The sequence below is a fragment of the Nocardioides litoris genome, assembly GCF_006346315.1.
Lineage (GTDB): Bacteria > Actinomycetota > Actinomycetes > Propionibacteriales > Nocardioidaceae > Nocardioides > Nocardioides litoris.
In genome coordinates this window covers 110,933-127,900 of sequence record NZ_VDMR01000006.1, presented here as the reverse complement: position 1 = coordinate 127,900, position 16,968 = coordinate 110,933, and the positions used below count along the sequence as shown (strand labels likewise).

Sequence of the window (16,968 nt, the reverse complement as noted above, 5' to 3'; positions counted from 1 at the left end):
CGCTCCGCCCTGGGGGTGAACTCGGCCACGACCCGCGTCCAGCCGCCGCCAATTCCCCCGATCGGGTATCTCGACCCGGTTACTGTGTCCCGGCTCGCGGCATTCCAACCAAGGGACGGGGCACCAGCGTGATCGAGTTCGAGTCGGTGTCCAAGCGGTTCGACGACGGCACCATGGCCGTCGAGGACTTCAGCCTGGTGCTGCCCTCCCGGCAGACGACGGTCTTCGTCGGGTCGTCGGGCTGCGGCAAGACCACTCTGCTGCGGATGGTCAACCGGATGGTCGAGCCCACCTCCGGGCGCGTGCTCATCGACGGCGAGGACGTCGCGGGCCGCGACAAGGTGCAGCTGCGGCGCAGCATCGGCTACGTCCTGCAGGCCGCCGGGCTCCTGCCGCACCGCAAGGTCGTCGACAACGTCGCGACCGTGCCGGTGCTCACCGGCACCGCCAAGGCCAAGGCGCGCGAGGCGGCGTACGAGCTGCTCGACACGGTGGGCCTGGACCGGGCACTCGGCAAGCGCTACCCCGCCCAGCTCTCCGGCGGGCAGCAGCAGCGCGTCGGCGTGGCCCGCGCCCTGGCCAGCGACCCCAACATCCTGCTGATGGACGAGCCGTTCGGGGCCGTCGACCCGCTCGTGCGCGCCGACCTGCAGGTCGAGCTGCGGCGGCTGCAGCAGGACCTCGGCAAGACCGTGGTGTTCGTGACCCACGACATCGACGAGGCGTTCCTGCTGGCCGACCAGGTCGTGATCCTCAAGAAGGGCGGCGTCGTGGCCCAGGCCGGCAGCCCGGCCGAGATCCTCGCGGCGCCGGCCGACGACTTCGTGGCCTCGTTCGTGGGTGCCGACCGGGGCAAGCGCACGCTGCACCTGCGCGACGGGGACGGCGGCGGCAAGGGCCGGACCATCGTGGTCGACGGCGACGGCCGGCCGATCGGCGTGCTGGCCGACGGTCCGGCCGACGGGGCCCGCTGATGCTCGACTGGACGAGGGCCAACCTCGACCTGGTCCGCGAGCTGACGATCAACCACGTCCAGCTCGCGATCGTGCCGATCCTGGCCAGCTTCGTGCTCTCGATCCCGCTGGGCTGGCTGGCCAACCGCAACCGCGTGCTGCGCGCGGTCGTCATCACCGGCGGCAGCCTGCTCTACACGATCCCGTCGCTGCCGCTGTTCGTCATCCTGCCCATCCTCATCGGCACCCGGGTGCTCGACTCCCTCAACCTCGTGGTCGCCCTGACGATCTACGGCGTCGCGGTGATGGCCCGCTCGGCCGCCGACGCCCTCGCCTCGGTCGACCGCACGACCGTCGAGGCGTCCACGGCCATCGGCTACTCGCCGTTCGGGCGCTTCGTGCGGGTCGAGCTGCCGCTGGCCGGGCCGGTGCTGCTGGCCGGCATCCGGGTCGTCGCGGTCAGCACCATCGCCCTGGTCTCGGTCGGCGTCATCATCGGCTCGCAGAACCTGGGCTACCTGTTCAGCAACGGCAAGCAGCGCGGCATCCTCGAGGAGGTCGTGGTCGGCATCCTGATGTCCCTGCTGGTCGCCCTGGTCTTCGACGTCGTCATCGTGCTGCTCGGCCGGGTGCTCATGCCGTGGAACCGCCCCGGCCGCGCCGGGCGCAAGCGCGCCGGGCTGGTGGCCGACCCCGCGACCGGCGGGCCCGCCGTGCCCGCCCCGCCCAAGCTCGACAAGGCCGACGCCGGCGTGGGCGGGGGGGACGCCTGATGGAGTTCCTGCTCAGCGCGCTGCGCTGGATCGCCGACCCGGCCAACTGGGACCCCAGCGCGACCACGCCGCTGCCCATCCAGGCCCGGCTGCTGGAGCACCTGCGCTACACGGCGGTCTCCATGGTCATCGCCGCGGCCATCGCGCTGCCCCTAGGCTGCTGGATCGGCCACACCGGGCGCGCCCGCCAGCTCGTCATCGGGTTCACCGGCGCCATGCGGGCCCTGCCCACGCTCGGCCTGCTGTTCTTCCTGCTCATGGTCTTCGGCTACTGGCTCTCCTACGACACCGCGCCGATCGTCGGCGCCACCATCGCCTTCGTGGTGCTGGCCGTCCCCTCGATCCTGGCCGGGGCGTACGCCGGCATCGAGTCGGTCGACCGCACCACCGTCGACGCCGCCCGGGCCACCGGGATGACGGAGTGGCAGGTGCTGTGGCGCGTCGAGGTGCCGCTCGGCCTGCCCCTCGTCCTGGGCGGCCTGCGCTCGGCGACCCTGCAGGTGGTCTCGACGGTCACCATCGCCTCCTACGCCGGCCTCGGCGGCCTGGGCCGCATCATCACCAGCGGCATCGGCCTCAACGACTACGACCTCATCCTCGGCGGGGCGCTGCTGGTCACCGCGCTCGCGCTGCTGCTCGACGGGCTCTTCGCCCTGGCGCAGAGGCTCACCCGCACCCCCGGCGTCACCGACCGGCGCCCCGCGGCAGCCCGCCGCCCCAGACGGTCACCACGGCCGCACGCCTCGAAGAGCGCGTGATGACAAGGAGAACAGTCATGACCCACCACCCCCGCTGGCGCCGGATCGGCGTCGTCGCCGTCGTCGCCGGACTGAGCACCGCGCTGGCCGCCTGCGGCTCCAGCGACCCGACCGGACCCTCCGAGGGCGCGGCCAGCGGCGACACGATCGTCGTCGGGTCGTTCAACTACCCCGAGAGCGAGATCCTCGGCGAGATCTACTCCCAGGCGCTGGAGGCCAAGGACTTCGACGTGGAGGAGCGGTTCAACATCGGCCCGCGCCAGCAGACCATCCCGGCGCTGCAGGACGGCTCGATCAACCTCATCCCGGAGTACAACGGCAACCTGCTGACCTACTACGACGAGTCCAACACCCTCATCGAGACCGGCGAGATCGACGAGGCCCTCGTCGACGCCGTCGCCGCCGACGACCTGCGGGTGCTCGACTCGGCGCCGGCCGAGGACAAGGACGCCTACGTCGTCACCCGCGAGAAGGCCGAGGCCGAGGGCCTGACCACCATCGCCGACCTGGAGAAGATCACGCCGTTCAAGCTGGGCGCCAACCCGCAGTTCAACGAGTACAGCTACGGCGTCCCGGGCCTGAACGAGACCTACGGCATCACCGACGTCGAGTTCGTCCCGATCGAGGACTTCGGTGGCCCCGACACGGTCAAGGCCCTGGTCGACGACACGGTGCAGGTGGCCGACATCTACACGACCTCCCCCGCGCTCGTCGCCGAGGACCTGGTCGTCCTCGAGGACCCCGAGGGCATCATCGCCGCCCAGAACGTCATCCCGCTGGTCTCCGACGCCGCCTACAGCGACGAGCTCGCCGACGCGCTCAACGCCGTCTCGGCCGAGCTGACGACCGAGGACCTCATCGGCCTGCGCGACCGGGTCGAGGGCGACGAGAAGGCCTCCGCCGAGACCGCCGCCGCCGACTGGCTGCAGGAGAAGGGCCTGGCCTGACGGCCGACCCCGGCCACCGGCCCACCGGTCCTCCGCACGACGCCGGCTCGTCCCTCCCGGGGCGGGCCGGCGTCGTCGTGCGTCAGGGCACGGGGACGTCGCGGTGCCAGCTCTGCGTGGTGTAGCGCGTCTCCCAGCCCATCGAGGTGTAGAGCCCGTCGGCGCCGGTGGAGGAGTCGGCGTCGACCTCCAGGCCCACGCGGTCACGGCCGCGACCGGCCGCGTCGGCGATGATCGTGCGCAGCAGGCCCTTGGCGACGCCACGGCCGCGGGCCGCCTCCCGGACCCCGATGTAGGAGACGTAGGACCCGTCGGGCTTCCCGGACCCGGGCGCCGCCTCGGAGACCGTGCCGACCAGCGCGCCGACCGGCTCCCCGGTCTCCTCCAGCTCGGCCAGCCACCAGTGGTCCCAGCGGTGGCCGGGGTCCTCACGCAGGCGGTGCAGGAACTCGTCGAAGGTCTCCTCCCAGGAGTTGAAGTGGTCGAGGAACGCCTCCTCCAGCACGTCGTGGACCGCCCGCAGGTCGGTCTCGTCGGGCAACCCGTCGCCGGCGCGGCGTACCTGGCGGAAGCGGGCGCCGCGGTCGGCCCAGTCGTCGACCGAGGGCACCAGGTCGGCCTCGTCGGCGGTCACCGGGCGGCTCATCTGCCACCACGTGCGCACGTGGGTGAAGCCCGCGGCGGCGAGCCAGCGGGCCTGGCGCTCGTCGCCGGCGAAGGCGCCGGTGTCGACCTGCTGGACGTCGAGGCCGCGGGCCGAGCCGACCGCGACGGCCTGGCCGACGGCCCACTCGACGAGCAGGTCGGAGCAGGTGCGGCCGACCTCCTCGGGCAGGTCGCGCCCGACGACGTGGACGAAGAGCATCCGGCCGCCGGCTCGGTCGTGGACGCTCCCCCAGGCCCGGACCAGGCCGGCCTCGTCGCGGACGACGACGTTCTCGCGGGTGCGCAGTCCCGCCGCCGAGACCTCGACCAGGACGTCGTCGACGCCGGCCCCCGGCCACCCGCGGCCGTGCCGCTCGTGGTCGCGCAGCAGCACGGTCAGCCGGGCGACGTCGGTGGGGTCGTCGGCGTCCGGGGAGTCCACGCGCCACCCGGCGGGGAGGCCCGGCAGCTCGTCGACGAGGTCGCCGACGACCTCCTCGGGGTCGGACTCGAACCGGGACGCCTCGGGGATCACGATCGCCCATCCTTCCAGCACCGCAGGGGTGAGGTGCCCCTGCACCACATCGACCCGTCGTGGATCACGACGGGTCGGCGTGGTGTGGGGCCCGGGCGGGGCCGGCAGCGATGCCGGCGTGGGGCCAGGGTGGGGTCTAGGCGTGCTTCTTGCGGAGCGCGGCGCCGGTGGACTGCCAGGCCACGAGCTCGGCCTGGACGATGTCGAGCTCCTGCTCGAGCTCGGCGACCCGGACGACGGCCATCGCGGCCCGCTCCTCGGCGTCGGCGAGCCGGCGGCCCATCCGGTCGAGCTCGGCCGTGGAGGCCTCGCGGGCGGCGAGGACGTTGTCCTGCTCGGTGACGAGCTCGGCCCGGGTGGCGGCGACCTCGGCCGCGGCGTCGGCGAGCCGGCTCTCGAGGCGGGTGATCGTGGCCTCGTGGCGGGCGATGCGGCCGCTGGTGTCGGCGACGTACAGGGCCTGCTCGGTGGTGCGGACCTCGGTGATGGCGGCGTAGGCCTGCGCCTGCTCGGCCCGGTCGCGCGCCCAGGCGCGCCGGGTGTCGGCGACCTCGGTCCAGGTGATGCGGACGGCCGCGGCCCCGAGGAGGGCACCGGCGACGGCGGCGCCGGCAGCGACCGCCCACGATCCGCTGAGCACCGCGGCGGCAGCGGCCGCCACGGCCAGGACGACGAGCACGACGGCGACCAGGACGCGCGTGGAGCGCTGGCGGCGCCGGGTGCTGCCCGGGCGGGCTGCGGGGGAAGACATGGGCCGAACGCTAGTGCGGCGGGTCGTCCGATCGGACGCGACACGCGCGCTCGAGGAGCAGCGAAACCACCGCGGTGACCAGGCCCGCCAGCGCCGCGACGCCCGAGCGGACGACCCGCTCGTCGGCCAGCGGCGAGGGGTCACCGAGCCAGCTGGCGGCGTACCCGAGGTAGCCGCCGCCGACCACCGCGCCGACGTAGGCGCAGGCCCGGGCCAGCACGAGCCGGTTGACCGCCCGGTGCGGCTCGAGGGTCTCGCGCCGCACCTGGACCGACCGGTACGTCGACCAGGCGGTGCCCCCGACGATGGCGGCGACCAGGGCCAGCCCGAGCGGCTGGGCCCAGGTGACCAACGGCGGGTTGCCGAACCGGTCGGAGACGGGGTGCAGGAGGTAGCCCACGGCGAAGCCGGCCAGCGCCCAGGCCGCGAGGACGACCGGGCGGGTCGGGCCCAGGGTGCCCCCGCTGTCGGGGCGACGGGGGTCGCCGGCGCTCACACGGGTCTCGGGATCGCGGGGGTCGCGGGGGTCGCCGGGTCAGTCGAGGTCGAGGGTGAGGTCCTCACGCAGGGTGAGGCCGTCGACGCCGATCTGGGCGAGCAGGTCGGCCACCGGGCCGCTGCCGGGCAGCTCGGCGTCGGGCTCGAGGTCGAACCACGGCTTGAGCACGAACGCGCGCTCGCCGGCGCGCGGGTGGGGCAGCTTGAGGGTGTCGGTGTCGCTGCGGCGGTCGCCGACGACGATGAGGTCGACGTCGAGAGTGCGCGGGGAGTTGGGGACGTCGCTGCGCTCACGGTCGTAGGCGTCCTCGACGGCCATCGCCCGCTCCAGCAGGCGGTTGGCGGCCAGGGTGGTGTCGGCCAGCAGCACCGCGTTGAGGAAGTTCTGCGAGCCCGGCGGGCAGTCGACCGGCTCGCTCTCGTAGACCGGGGACACGCCGGTCACCCACACGTCGGGGGTGTCGGCGATCGCGTCGACGGCGCCCTGGAGCGCCGAGAGCGACTCGCCGAGGTTGGAGCCGAGTGCGATGACGACCCGCCGGATCGGACGCATCTCACCGGTGAGGGTGTCGGCATCGACGATGTTGGGGTTGGGGGTCTCAGTCACGGGTGACCTCGCGCTCTCGGGTGATCGTCAGCGCGACGTCGGCGAACGTCGCGTCGATGGGGGCATCGGGCTTGTGGACCGTGATCCGCGCCCATTGAACACGAACATCCAAGAGGCAGACGTCCGCGATCCGTTGGACGAGGGACTCGATCAGGTCGACCGGGTCCCGCTCCACCGCGGCCTTGACCGCGGCCACGAGGCTTCCGTAGTCGACGGTGTCGTGCAAGTCGTCCGAGGCCGCTGCGGGGCGGGTGTCGAGGCCCAGCACGAGGTCGACCACGAAGGTCTGCCCCTCGCGCTTCTCGAAGTCGAAGACGCCGTGGTGGCCCCAGCACTCGATGCCCCGCACGGCGAGCTCGTCGAGGCCCGTCAGGGGTGCGTCCGTTCCCACACGCGCAGCACATCACGGGTGCCCCGCACGTCGTGCACCCGGACCCCCCACACGCCTCGTTGGGCGAGCACCAGCGTCAGCGCGTGGCCCGCCACCTCGCGCTCCCCCACCGGCCGGGGGGTGCCGTCGCCCGCCGCGAGCAGCGCGCCGAGGAACGACTTGCGGCTCGCCCCGACCAGCAGCGGGAAGCCCAGGGCCTGCACCCGGTCGAGCCCGGCCAGCAGCTGCCAGTTGTGCTCCCCGCGCTTGGCGAACCCGAGCCCGGGGTCGAGCACCAGCCGCTCGTCGGGGAGCCCGGCGGCGCGGGCGGCGTCGACCCGCTCCCCCAGCTCGCGGCACACCGCGGCCACCACGTCGTCGGGCCCGCCCGGCTCGTCGTACGTCGCGTGGTCGGTCATCCGGTCGCTGTGGGCGCGCCAGTGCATGGCGACGTAGGTCGCCCCGCCCGCCGCGACCGTGGCGAGCATGGCCGGGTCGGCCAGGCCGCCGGAGACGTCGTTGACGACCGTGGCGCCGGCGGCAAGCGCGGCCGCGGCCACCTCGGCCCGCATCGTGTCGACCGAGACGGTCGCGCCGTCGGCGGCCAGGGCCTCGATGACCGGCACGACCCGGTCGAGCTCCTCCGAGACCACGGGCCGGGTCGCGCCCGGCCGGGTGGACTCGCCGCCGATGTCGAGCAGGTCGGCGCCGTCGGCGAGGAGCCGCCGGCCGTGGGCCACGGCGGCGTCGGTGTCGGCGTACCGTCCGCCGTCGGAGAAGGAGTCGGGCGTGACGTTGACGACGCCCATCACCCGCACCCGTCCGGTCATGCCCTGACGCTACCGAGATCGGGTGCCGGGCCTCACAGCCCGTCCAGGGCCTCGCGCAGCACCCGGCCCTCGCGGTCGGGGTCGAGGTGGAAGTCGGAGTGCATGGCCGCGCGGCTGAAGCCGTCGGTCACGATGTCGGGAGTGCCGCGGACCAGGGTGAGCGGGTGGTCGCCGAGGACGGCGGCGGCCTGCTCGTTCCAGGCGGGGTAGCCGGTGTGAGTCACCACGACGACCGCGCGCGGCGGTCCGCCGAGGAGCAGGTGGACCAGGCCGGAGCCGCCCCAGCCCGCCACGACCTCGGCCCGGCGCACCATCGCGACCTGGTCGGGCAGAGGGTGGGCGGCCGGGTCGACGACGGTGAACCCGCGGCGACGGGCCAGCTCCTCGACCTCGGCCTCCTCGTGGCAGCGGCGCTTGGCCGCGGTCCGGGTGACCCAGAGCCGCCGCGGGGTGGCGGACAGCCCCGAGCGCGCCTCGAGGGCGTCGCCCGTGGCAGCGTGGAGGGCACGGAGGTCGGGGTGCACGTGCCGGCCGACGACGTGGCCGGGCGTGGCGGCCAGCAGGCGCTCCACGCGCACCGGCCCCTGGATGCCGTGCACCCGCGAGCGCGGGAGGCCCGCCGCCTCCAGCAGCTCGGTCTCCCACGCGGCCAGCGGGGCCCGGTCGGTGCCCACCAGCACGCCGGCGTCCGGGTACCTGTCCAGCACCGCGGGCCAGGCCCACAGCTGCGAGAGCTGCTCGGTCACGGCGTGGCCGAAGTGGCCGCGCAGGACGTTGTCCGCGTGGAACCAGGTGCCGGGCAGGGGCGCAGCGGGGCGGTCGAGCTCGGCGGGGACGCGGACGCTCCAGCGGGTCCAGCCGGCCAGGGCGGGGGTGCGCGGACGTCGGTCGACGGTGTTGCGCCACGCCTGGGGCAGCACCAGGTCGCGCACGCGAGCGACCATGCGGGGGGCCACGACCGCGTCGTCGTGTGCCCGCAGGGACAGGCCGGGCGCGTGCAGGCCCTCGAGCCCGGTCTCGTCGGGGTCGCTGGACCGGAAGCCGGCGGTGCGCGGCCGCGATGCCGGCGGTCGGTGCTCCAGGACCTGCCCGAGGTGGGGGTGGGCAGCCAGCAGGTCGTCGGTGCGGCGCTCGGGCACGACGGCCCACGTGGCCACGTCGGACCGCACGACCCGGACCGCGACGTCGTCGACCTCGACCGCCGCGACGCTCGCGGCCAGGGCGTGCAGGTCGAGGACCTCGACCGGACGCCGGTCGTGGCTGCGGCGCGACGGCGGGTCGACCCCGTCGGCCCGGACGCGCTCGATCTCGGCGACCAGGTCGAGCAGGGGGCCGCGGGCCTCCGGGCGCGCGGGCAGCGCGACGTACGCCGATCCGCCCGGCCGGACGTGCGCGAGCAGCACCGGCAGGCGCGGCGCCGCGCCGGCGCCTCGCGCCCGGTCGACGACGACGTCGAGGTGACCGTGGCCGACCAGGGCCTCGTGGAGCGGCCGCGGCGGCCGCACCGTCACCACCTCGACCCTGCGGCCCGGGCCCTGCAGACCGGTGGGCGGGGCCAGCCCCGGCGGGTCGACGACCACGACCCGCTCCGCGCCCTGCAGGGTCGCCGCGACCCGACGCAGGAGCGGGGTCACCGCGAGCGGTGGATGAGCGCCATCGCCTCCGACCGGGTGGCGGCGTCGGTGCGCATCAGGCCGCGCACCGCCGAGGTGGTGGTGCGGGCGCCAGCCTTGCGGACGCCGCGCATCGTCATGCACAGGTGCTCGGCCTCGATGACCACGACGACGCCGCGCGCCTCGAGGATGTCGATGAGCGCGTCGGCGACCTGCGAGGTCAGCCGCTCCTGCACCTGGGGCCGCTTGGCGTAGACGTCGACGAGCCGGGCCAGCTTGGACAGCCCGGTGATCTTGCCGCTGGTGGCCGGGATGTAGCCGACGTGGGCGACGCCCGTGAAGGGCACCAGGTGGTGCTCGCACATCGACCACAGCTCGATGTCGCGCACCAGGACCATCTCGTCGTGGCCGAGGTCGAAGGTCGTGGTGAGCACGTCCTCGGGCCGCTGGCGCAGCCCGACGGTGAGCTCGGCGTAGGCCCGCGCCACCCGGGCCGGGGTCTCGCGCAGGCCCTCGCGGTCGGGGTCCTCGCCGATCGCCGCGAGCAGCTCGCGGACGGCGGCCTCGGCCCGGTCGTGGTCGAAGTCAGGGACCTTGGCCGGGTCGACCGGGTCGCGGTCGATGGGGTCGGTCACCTCAGGCTCCCGGCGGTGGGGGCGTGGGAGCCGCCCCGGGGCCGCCGGTGCCGTTGGAGCCGCTGGTGCCCCCGAGGCTCGGGTCACCGTGGACGTCGCCACCCGGTCCCGGCGGGGTCACCACGACCCCACCCTCGCCGGCGGGGGCCTTGGCCAGGATGCCGGCCGCGGCGCGGTCGCGGATGGCCTGCGGGATCTCGACCGGCGGGATGGTCGAAGGGTGCCGGGTGGGCGAGCCGGTCCAGGCGGGGCGGGTCGGCTTGCGGCGCAGGTCGGCGAAGATCGCGGCGACCTGCTCCTTGTCGAGTGTCTCCTTGTCGAGCAGCGCGAGCACCAGCGCGTCGAGGACGTCGCGGTTGTCCTCCAGGACGTCGAACGCCTCCTGGTGGGCCACGGTGAGGAGCTTGGTGACCTCCTCGTCGACGATCGCGGCGACGTCCTCGCTGTAGTCGCGGGAGTGGCCGAGGTCGCGGCCCAAGAAGGGCTGGGAGTTGTCGGCGCCGAGCTTGATGGCACCGAGCCGCTCGGTCATGCCGTACTGGGTGACCATGGCCCGGGCCAGGTTGGTGGCCTTCTCGATGTCGTTGCCGGCGCCGGTGGTCGGGTCGTGGAAGATCATCTCCTCCGCGGCACGGCCCCCGAGCATGTAGGCCAGCTTGTCGAGCAGCTCGGAGCGGGTCTGGGAGTACTTGTCCTCGTCGGGCAGGACCATCGTGTAGCCCAGGGCCCGGCCGCGCGGCAGGATCGTGATCTTGTGCACCGGGTCGGTGTTGGGCATGGCCGCGGCCACCAGGGCGTGCCCGCCCTCGTGGTAGGCGGTGACGAGCTTCTCCTTCTCGCTCATCAGGCGGGTGCGGCGCTGCGGGCCCGCGATGACCCGGTCGATCGCCTCGTCCATGGCGGGGGCGTCGATCATCTTCTGGCCGCTGCGCGCGGTGAGCAGGGCTGCCTCGTTGAGCACGTTGGCCAGGTCGGCGCCGGAGAACCCGGGGGTGCGACGGGCGACGTTCTCGAGGTTGATGTCCTGGCCGAGCGGCTTGCCGCGGGCGTGGACCTGCAGGATCTGGGTGCGGCCGGCGAGGTCGGGGGCGTCGACCTGGATCTGGCGGTCGAAGCGGCCGGGGCGCAGCAGCGCGGGGTCGAGGACGTCGGGCCGGTTGGTGGCGGCGATGAGGATGACGCCGCCGCGCACGTCGAAGCCGTCCATCTCGACGAGCAGCTGGTTGAGGGTCTGCTCGCGCTCGTCGTGGCCGCCGCCCATGCCGGTGCCGCGGTGGCGGCCGACGGCGTCGATCTCGTCGATGAAGACGATCGCGGGCGCATTCTCCTTGGCCTGCTCGAACAGGTCGCGGACACGGCTGGCGCCCACACCGACGAACATCTCGACGAAGTCGGAGCCGGAGATGGAGTAGAAGGGGACGCCGGCCTCGCCAGCGACCGCGCGGGCGAGCAGCGTCTTGCCGGTGCCGGGCTGGCCGTAGAGCAGCACGCCCTTGGGGATCTTGGCGCCGACGGCCTGGAACTTCGCCGGCTCCTGGAGGAACTCCTTGATCTCGCCGAGCTCCTCGATGGCCTCGTCGCAGCCCGCGACGTCGGCGAAGGTGGTCTTGGGCATGTCCTTGGAGATCAGCTTGGCCTTGGACTTGCCGAACTGCATGACCCGGCCGCCGCCGCCCTGGACGCTGTTCATCAGCCACAGGAACAGCACGATGATGAGCACGAACGGGATCAGCGTGAAGAAGATGCTGGCGAGGGTGCTGGGCTGCGGGTTCTCGGAGTTGAGCTCCTCGAGGTTGCCGCCGTTGGTCTTCAGCTGCGCCTCGGCCTGGGCGATCAACCCCTGCTGCTGACCGAGCACCCACGAGGTGGAGACCTTGGACCCCTCGTCGCGCACGCCGTCGCGCAGGGTCATCTCGATCTTCTGCTCGCCGTCGATGAAGGTGATGTCCTTCACCTCGTCCTGGGCGATGTACTCCTGGGCCCGGGAGGTCGGCACCTCGTCGTACCCGCCGCCGGGCGCGAGGAACTGCAGGGCGAGGACCACGGCCACGACCGCGATCCCGATCCACACCCAGGGACCCTTGAAAATCCGCTTCACGACCACACTTCCGCACGTAGCACGACTGAGCCCCCGACGGTACAGGGGTGCGGGGACAGCCCCCATCCTCTCAGGGGAGCGGGAGCGGACCGCCCAGGTGGGTCAGCCCGGGCCACCGACCGGGCCACCGACCGGGCCACGGCCGCTGCCGCGGTGGGGTCCGGTACGCCGGCTCCGTGGTCTCGAGACAGGCGCCAGGGCGCCTTCCTCGACCACCGTGGGTCGGCCCGACCTGGACGCTCGGGCCGCCGGGCCAGACCGGCGGCAGCCCTGCACGAGCGGCGCGGCCCGGCGGGCGCAGGGCCACGGTCCGCGACCAGACCACAGCGAGGCGCCCGGGCCCACGCTCGACCTGACGACACGGCGCACGGAGCGGCCGGTGGCCCCGGCGCCCGGACGGGCCGCCGTACCGACCGGCGGCAGCCCTGCGAGAGCGGCGCGGCCCGGCGGGCGCGGGGCCGACGGTCCGCGACCAGACCACAGCGAGGCGCCCGGGCCCACGCTCGACCTGACGACACGGCGCACGGAGCGGCCGGTGGCCCCGGCGCCCGGACGGGCCGCCGTACCGACCGGCGGCAGCCCTGCAAGAGCGGCGCGGCCCGGCGGGCGCGGGGCCGACGGTCCGCGACCAGTCCTAGGAGTACACGTGGGGGGCGAGCGTGCCGATGTCGCGCAGGTTGCGGTAGCGCTCGCGGTAGTCGAGGCCGTAGCCGACGACGAACTCGTTGGGGATGTCCCAGCCGACGTACTTGACGTCGACGGGCATCGTCAGGGCCTCGGGCTTGCGCAGGAGGGTGGCGATCTCGACGCTCGCGGGGTTGCGCGAGGAGAGGTTGGAGGTCAGCCAGGACAGGGTGAGGCCGGTGTCGATGATCTCGTCGACGATGAGGACGTGGCGCCCGGAGATGTCGGTGTCGAGGTCCTTGAGGATGCGGACGACGCCGCTGGACTTGGTGCCGGATCCGTAGGAGGAGACGGCCATCCAGTCCATCTCGACGTGGCGGGTGAAGGCGCGGGCCATGTCGGCCATGACCATGACGGCGCCGCGCAGGATGCCGACGACGACGAGGTCCTGGCCCTCGTAGTCACGCTCGATGGCGGCGGCCAGCTCGCCGATCTTCTCCTGGATCTGCGCCTCGGTGAAGAGGACGTTGACGAGGTCGTCGTCGACGTGGGCTGCGTCCATGGCGGTCAGCCTCGCACAGCCGTCGGCCGGAACCTCAGTCGACCGTCGAGGAGGTGGGCCGTGACCAGGCCGGGCAGCTGGACCTCGCCGCGCAGGCGTCCCTCGACCAGGTCGAGGAGGGCGGTCACGTGGACGTGGAAGAGCTCGGAGCCGGTGGCGCCGGAGCGCAGCGCGGCGAGCCGCAGCACGCGGGTGGTGATGGCGCGGGGCGGGCGGAGCAGGGCCGTGACCGCCCAGCCGTCGCCGTCGCGGGCGGCTCGTTCGTGCTGCTCGGCGATGTCGTCGAGGGCCTCCATGTCGGGGCGGAGCTGCTCGGCGGTGCGGGCGAGCGTCTCGGTGACGCCGGGGCCCAGCTCGCGCTCGAGGGTCGGCAGCACGGTGGCGCGGACGCGGGAGCGGGTGAAGCGGGGGTCGGTGTTGTGCGGGTCGCGCCAGGGCTCGACGCCCTGGGCGGCGCAGGCCTGCTCGGTCTGGGCGCGGGTGGTGCCGAGCAGCGGCCGGGCGAAGACGCCGAACGCCGGCCGCATGCCGGCGATCGAGCGACCGCCGCTGCCGCGGGCGAGGCCGAGCAGGACGGTCTCGGCCTGGTCGTCGAGGGTGTGCCCGAGCAGCACGAGGGGGGCGCGGACGCTGGCGGCGACCTGCTCGAGCACGGCGTACCGGGCCTCGCGGGCCGCAGCCTCGAGGCCCTGCCCGGAGGCCTCGACGGTGACCCGGGCGGCGAGGGTCTCGTCGACCCCGAGCCCGGCCATCTGGGCGACGACCCGGTCGGTGTGCTCGCCCGAGCCGTCCTGCAGGCCGTGGTCGACGACGGCGCCGACCACGCGGAGGGCGTCCTTGTGGCCCTCGAACACGGTCGCGGTGAGCAGGGCGAGGCTGTCGGCGCCGCCGCTGCAGGCGACGACGACGGGCGTCGCGGGAGCGAGGTCGGCCGCGGCCAGCGTGCGGCGCACGGCGAGGCGGACCGCCGCGACGGCGGGGTCGAGGCTCACCCGAGGACCCGGGACACCCAGCCCTCGGGGTCCTGGAGCTCGGCCTTGGACGGGAGGTGCTCGGCGCGCTCCCAGACGACGTTGAACTCGGTCATGCCGACCTTGTCGACGACGGAGCGGACGAAGCGGGCGCCGTCGCGGTACTGCGCCATCTTGGCGTCGAGGCCGAGGACGCGGCGCAGCAGCCGGTCGAGGGTGCCGACGCCGGCCCGGCGCTGGGTGAAGCGCTCGCGGATGGCGGCCACGCTGGGGATCACGGTCGGCCCGACGCCGTCCATGACGACGTCGGCGTGGCCCTCGAGCAGCGACATCATGCCGGTGACGCGGTCGAGGATGGCCCGCTGCTCGGGGGTGCTGAGCAGCTCGACGATGCCGCCGTCGCCGATCCCGCCGGACAGCGCGTCCTTGGCCCGGGACAGGACCTCCTCGATGCCGGAGGGCCCCACCGTGGCCGCGAGGGCGGAGACCTCGGAGTACAGGTGCTCCCGCATCCAGGGGACGGCCGTGAACTGCACGCGGTGGGTCTCCTCGTGCAGGCAGACCCAGAGCCGGAAGTCGGTGGGGTCGACGTCGAGCTCGCGCTCGACGTGGACGATGTTGGGCGCGACCAGCAGCAGCCGGCCGTCGGGGTCGTGGAACGGGTCGAACTGGCCGAGCACCTTGCCGGCCAGGAACCCGAGGAGGCCGCCGACCTCGGCCCCGGTGATGCGCGAGCCGACGGCGAGGGCCAGGCCGGTGGGCGGCTTCTTCTCGGTGAGCTTGTCGACCAGCGGGCTGACGAGGTGGGCGAAGGCGTCGGCGTTGGCCTGGATCCAGCCGGGACGGTCGACGACGAGCACCGGCGCGGTGTGGTCGGCGGCGACGAGCCCGGTGAAGCCGCGCACCAGGGCGGTGGACCGGTCGGCCCCGGCGCGGAGCTCGGCGACGGCGGCCGCCGCCTCGTCCGGCGAGACCGTGGGGCCCTGTCCGGCCAGGCGGGACGCGATGCGGACGGCGAGGTCCCAGTCGACCATCGGGCTGGCGCTGCTCATGCCGCGAACCTACCCGCCGGGCCGGCGCCGGCCGCCGGGAAAGCCCGGGGAAGCCGAACGGGCCCGCTCGAGGCCCCTCCCCCCCAGGAGTGGCCGAGCGGACCCGGATCGGTCCTTCACGCGGCTCGGCCCGCCCCGCGATCCCCCCAGGTCCGCGGTGACGGTCGATCCGATGACCAGAACACTACGGAGGCGCGGACCACGGGCGATCCACACGATCCACAGCAATCGGTAACAACGCGCGACACGTGTCGCACCAACCCGTGGCGCAGGTCACGAACCGCAGGAGCAGGCCCCCAGCGCGGCGGCCGCGGAGTCGAGGTCGACCTGCGCCACCGTGCTCTTCTCAGCCGGGATGCGGTCGGCCATCAGGGCGAACACCACGACCGTGCCGTCGGGCATCGTGGCCAGGCCGGCCAGGCTGCGGACGAACTCGAGGGTGCCGGTCTTGGCCTGCACTCGCCCGCGGCCGGCGGGGGGTCCCTCCGACATCCGGTCGGCCAGCGACCCGGTGAACGCCGCCACCGGCAGGCCGGTGACGGCGTGGCGCAGCTCGGGGTGGTCGGCGGACGCCGCCACCTGGAGCACGCCGACGAGGGTCGAGGGGTCGGCGCGGTTGGCCCGCGAGAGGCCGCTGCCGTCGTGGAAGACGCTGCGCCCGAGCGGGACGCCGGCCTGGGCCAGGATGGTGCGCACACCCTCGCGCCCGGCGGCGATCGAGCCCTCGGCCGCGCGCGCCAGCCCGACGTGGCGCAGCAGCACCTCGGCGGCCTCGTTGTCGCTCACCCCGAGCACCCGCTCGACGACCGAGCCGAGCGGGGCGCTCTCGACCGAGGCGAGCGGCTGCACGTCGGGCGCCGTGACCCGGGTCGGCGTGCCCCGGACGGTGACGCCGACCTCCGCCAGCGCGGCCGCGAACGAGCGGGCCGCCTCGGCCGCCGGGTCGGCGACCCGGGAGCCGCTGCCGTCGGGTGAGCGTCCCTCGTCGACCCAGAGCGCGCTGGTCGGCGAGACGACGCTGTCGGGCACGTAGTCGGCCTCCCAGGTCGGGTTGACCGCCGGTCCGGAGAACAGGGAGTCGTCGAAGTCGAGGCGCAGCGCCCGGGGCGCGGGCTCCTGCGCCAGGGCGGCCTTGGTCGCCGCCGCGAGGTCGCTCAGCGTCGCGCGGGCCGGGTAGGCCCACGGCGTGCCGTCGGAGGCGCGCGGCCCGCGCTCCAGCAGCGGGTCACCCCCGCCCACGAGCACCAGCCGGCGCCCCTGCCGACGTACCTCGGTGGTGAAGGTGTGGTCGGGACCGAGCGCCAGCAGCGCGGCCGTGGAGGTGACGACCTTGGTCGTCGAGGCCGGGATCGCGGTGTCGCGCGGTCCGCCGCTGGTGAAGCGCGGCCCCCCCTCGAGCGGCGCGACCTCGGCCAGGACGTGGCGACCGAGGTCGCGGTCGCGCAGGTAGGGCGCGAGGGTGCGGCGCACGGCGGCGGGGTCGAGCGAGCGGGTCGTGGCGGAGGCCGCGGCGACGGCCGGCGGGGCGACGACCCCGGGGACCGTGACGCCCGGGGGCGGGGCCACGGCGGCCGGCTCGGTGCCGGGGTCGGGGGCGTCGCGGAACCGGTCGAGGAGGTCGTAGCGCCACGCGGCGATGCCGCCGACGACGAGCGCGAGGACGAGCAGCAGCACCAGCGTGCCCCGCACGGGGTGGCGGTCGCCGGGGTCGCCGGTGGGGTGTCCTGCGTCACCTCGGCCCACGAT

The 16,968-nt window shown here is 74.4% G+C and carries 17 protein-coding genes; 4 read left to right on the top strand and 13 right to left on the bottom strand.

The window, feature by feature from the left end; genetic code table 11:
* Window positions 1-128 precede the first annotated feature (128 nt).
* Genes FJQ57_RS17205 through FJQ57_RS17190 form a run of 4 tightly spaced genes read left to right on the top strand, consistent with a single transcriptional unit; the run spans window position 129 to window position 3,431 of the window.
* Complete coding sequence (locus FJQ57_RS17205) at window positions 129-974, top strand: ABC transporter ATP-binding protein (protein WP_139982687.1); 846 nt, start codon at window positions 129-131, stop codon at window positions 972-974.
* The gene (locus tag FJQ57_RS17200) at window positions 974-1,726 is read left to right on the top strand and encodes an ABC transporter permease (protein WP_139982685.1); all 753 of its coding nucleotides are present in this window, start codon (window positions 974-976) and stop codon (window positions 1,724-1,726) included. The genes FJQ57_RS17205 and FJQ57_RS17200 overlap by 1 nt, the downstream gene beginning before the upstream one ends.
* Entirely contained in the window at window positions 1,726-2,484 is a 759-nt protein-coding gene (locus tag FJQ57_RS17195) for an ABC transporter permease (protein WP_139982683.1), read from the top strand. The genes FJQ57_RS17200 and FJQ57_RS17195 overlap by 1 nt, the downstream gene beginning before the upstream one ends.
* A 17-nt stretch (window positions 2,485-2,501) precedes the next feature.
* Window positions 2,502-3,431, top strand: coding sequence for an ABC transporter substrate-binding protein (locus tag FJQ57_RS17190; protein ID WP_139982682.1), 930 nt, complete (start codon window positions 2,502-2,504; stop codon window positions 3,429-3,431).
* A gap of 82 nt (window positions 3,432-3,513) precedes the next feature.
* On the opposite strand, the gene FJQ57_RS17185 is transcribed toward FJQ57_RS17190, so the two are convergent.
* From FJQ57_RS17185 to dacB, 13 genes are all read right to left on the bottom strand, one after another.
* Window positions 3,514-4,611 (bottom strand): GNAT family N-acetyltransferase, encoded by a 1,098-nt coding sequence (locus FJQ57_RS17185; RefSeq protein WP_211349050.1) that lies wholly within the window; start codon window positions 4,609-4,611, stop codon window positions 3,514-3,516.
* A gap of 136 nt (window positions 4,612-4,747) precedes the next feature.
* Window positions 4,748-5,362, bottom strand: coding sequence for a hypothetical protein (locus FJQ57_RS17180; protein WP_139982680.1), 615 nt, complete (start codon window positions 5,360-5,362; stop codon window positions 4,748-4,750).
* Window positions 5,363-5,372: 10 nt separating this feature from the next.
* The gene (locus tag FJQ57_RS17175; RefSeq protein ID WP_246081877.1) at window positions 5,373-5,858 is read right to left on the bottom strand and encodes a DUF3180 domain-containing protein; all 486 of its coding nucleotides are present in this window, start codon (window positions 5,856-5,858) and stop codon (window positions 5,373-5,375) included.
* A gap of 39 nt (window positions 5,859-5,897) precedes the next feature.
* Window positions 5,898-6,467, bottom strand: a complete 570-nt coding sequence (gene folK / locus FJQ57_RS17170; RefSeq protein ID WP_211349048.1) for a 2-amino-4-hydroxy-6-hydroxymethyldihydropteridine diphosphokinase — start codon at window positions 6,465-6,467, stop codon at window positions 5,898-5,900.
* Window positions 6,460-6,858, bottom strand: coding sequence for a dihydroneopterin aldolase (gene folB, locus FJQ57_RS17165; protein WP_246081876.1), 399 nt, complete (start codon window positions 6,856-6,858; stop codon window positions 6,460-6,462). Before folB ends, folK begins: the two co-directional genes overlap by 8 nt.
* Window positions 6,837-7,667, bottom strand: coding sequence for a dihydropteroate synthase (gene folP, locus FJQ57_RS17160; protein WP_139982678.1), 831 nt, complete (start codon window positions 7,665-7,667; stop codon window positions 6,837-6,839). Before folP ends, folB begins: the two co-directional genes overlap by 22 nt.
* A gap of 32 nt (window positions 7,668-7,699) precedes the next feature.
* Window positions 7,700-9,301 carry a glycosyltransferase family 61 protein gene (locus FJQ57_RS17155; protein ID WP_139982676.1) on the bottom strand — a complete coding sequence of 534 codons (1,602 nt, stop codon included), beginning with the start codon at window positions 9,299-9,301 and terminating at the stop codon, window positions 7,700-7,702.
* Window positions 9,298-9,915, bottom strand: coding sequence for a GTP cyclohydrolase I FolE (gene folE, locus FJQ57_RS17150; protein ID WP_139982674.1), 618 nt, complete (start codon window positions 9,913-9,915; stop codon window positions 9,298-9,300). The genes FJQ57_RS17155 and folE overlap by 4 nt, the downstream gene beginning before the upstream one ends.
* 1 nt (window position 9,916) lies before the next feature.
* Window positions 9,917-12,019 (bottom strand): ATP-dependent zinc metalloprotease FtsH, encoded by a 2,103-nt coding sequence (gene ftsH / locus FJQ57_RS17145; protein WP_139982672.1) that lies wholly within the window; start codon window positions 12,017-12,019, stop codon window positions 9,917-9,919.
* A gap of 628 nt (window positions 12,020-12,647) precedes the next feature.
* Window positions 12,648-13,199, bottom strand: a complete 552-nt coding sequence (gene hpt / locus FJQ57_RS17140; RefSeq protein ID WP_139982670.1) for a hypoxanthine phosphoribosyltransferase — start codon at window positions 13,197-13,199, stop codon at window positions 12,648-12,650.
* A gap of 5 nt (window positions 13,200-13,204) precedes the next feature.
* The gene (gene tilS / locus FJQ57_RS17135) at window positions 13,205-14,191 is read right to left on the bottom strand and encodes a tRNA lysidine(34) synthetase TilS (protein ID WP_139982668.1); all 987 of its coding nucleotides are present in this window, start codon (window positions 14,189-14,191) and stop codon (window positions 13,205-13,207) included.
* A complete protein-coding gene (locus tag FJQ57_RS17130; RefSeq protein ID WP_246081875.1) occupies window positions 14,188-15,222 on the bottom strand; it encodes a zinc-dependent metalloprotease in 1,035 nt (344 codons plus the stop codon). The genes tilS and FJQ57_RS17130 overlap by 4 nt, the downstream gene beginning before the upstream one ends.
* Before the next feature lie 273 nt (window positions 15,223-15,495).
* On the bottom strand, window positions 15,496-16,965 hold the full coding sequence (gene dacB / locus FJQ57_RS17125; protein WP_139982666.1) for a D-alanyl-D-alanine carboxypeptidase/D-alanyl-D-alanine endopeptidase: 1,470 nt from the start codon (window positions 16,963-16,965) through the stop codon (window positions 15,496-15,498).
* Between the last annotated feature and the right edge of the window lie 3 nt (window positions 16,966-16,968).

Coding starts and splice junctions, on each gene's coding strand:
- FJQ57_RS17200 (WP_139982685.1), top strand. CDS start 974: ATGCTCGACTGGACGAGGGCCAACCTCGACCTGGTCCGCGAGCTGACG.
- FJQ57_RS17195 (WP_139982683.1), top strand. CDS start 1,726: ATGGAGTTCCTGCTCAGCGCGCTGCGCTGGATCGCCGACCCGGCCAAC.
- FJQ57_RS17190 (WP_139982682.1), top strand. CDS start 2,502: ATGACCCACCACCCCCGCTGGCGCCGGATCGGCGTCGTCGCCGTCGTC.
- FJQ57_RS17180 (WP_139982680.1), bottom strand. CDS start 5,362: ATGTCTTCCCCCGCAGCCCGCCCGGGCAGCACCCGGCGCCGCCAGCGC.
- folP (WP_139982678.1), bottom strand. CDS start 7,667: ATGACCGGACGGGTGCGGGTGATGGGCGTCGTCAACGTCACGCCCGAC.
- hpt (WP_139982670.1), bottom strand. CDS start 13,199: ATGGACGCAGCCCACGTCGACGACGACCTCGTCAACGTCCTCTTCACC.
- FJQ57_RS17130 (WP_246081875.1), bottom strand. CDS start 15,222: ATGAGCAGCGCCAGCCCGATGGTCGACTGGGACCTCGCCGTCCGCATC.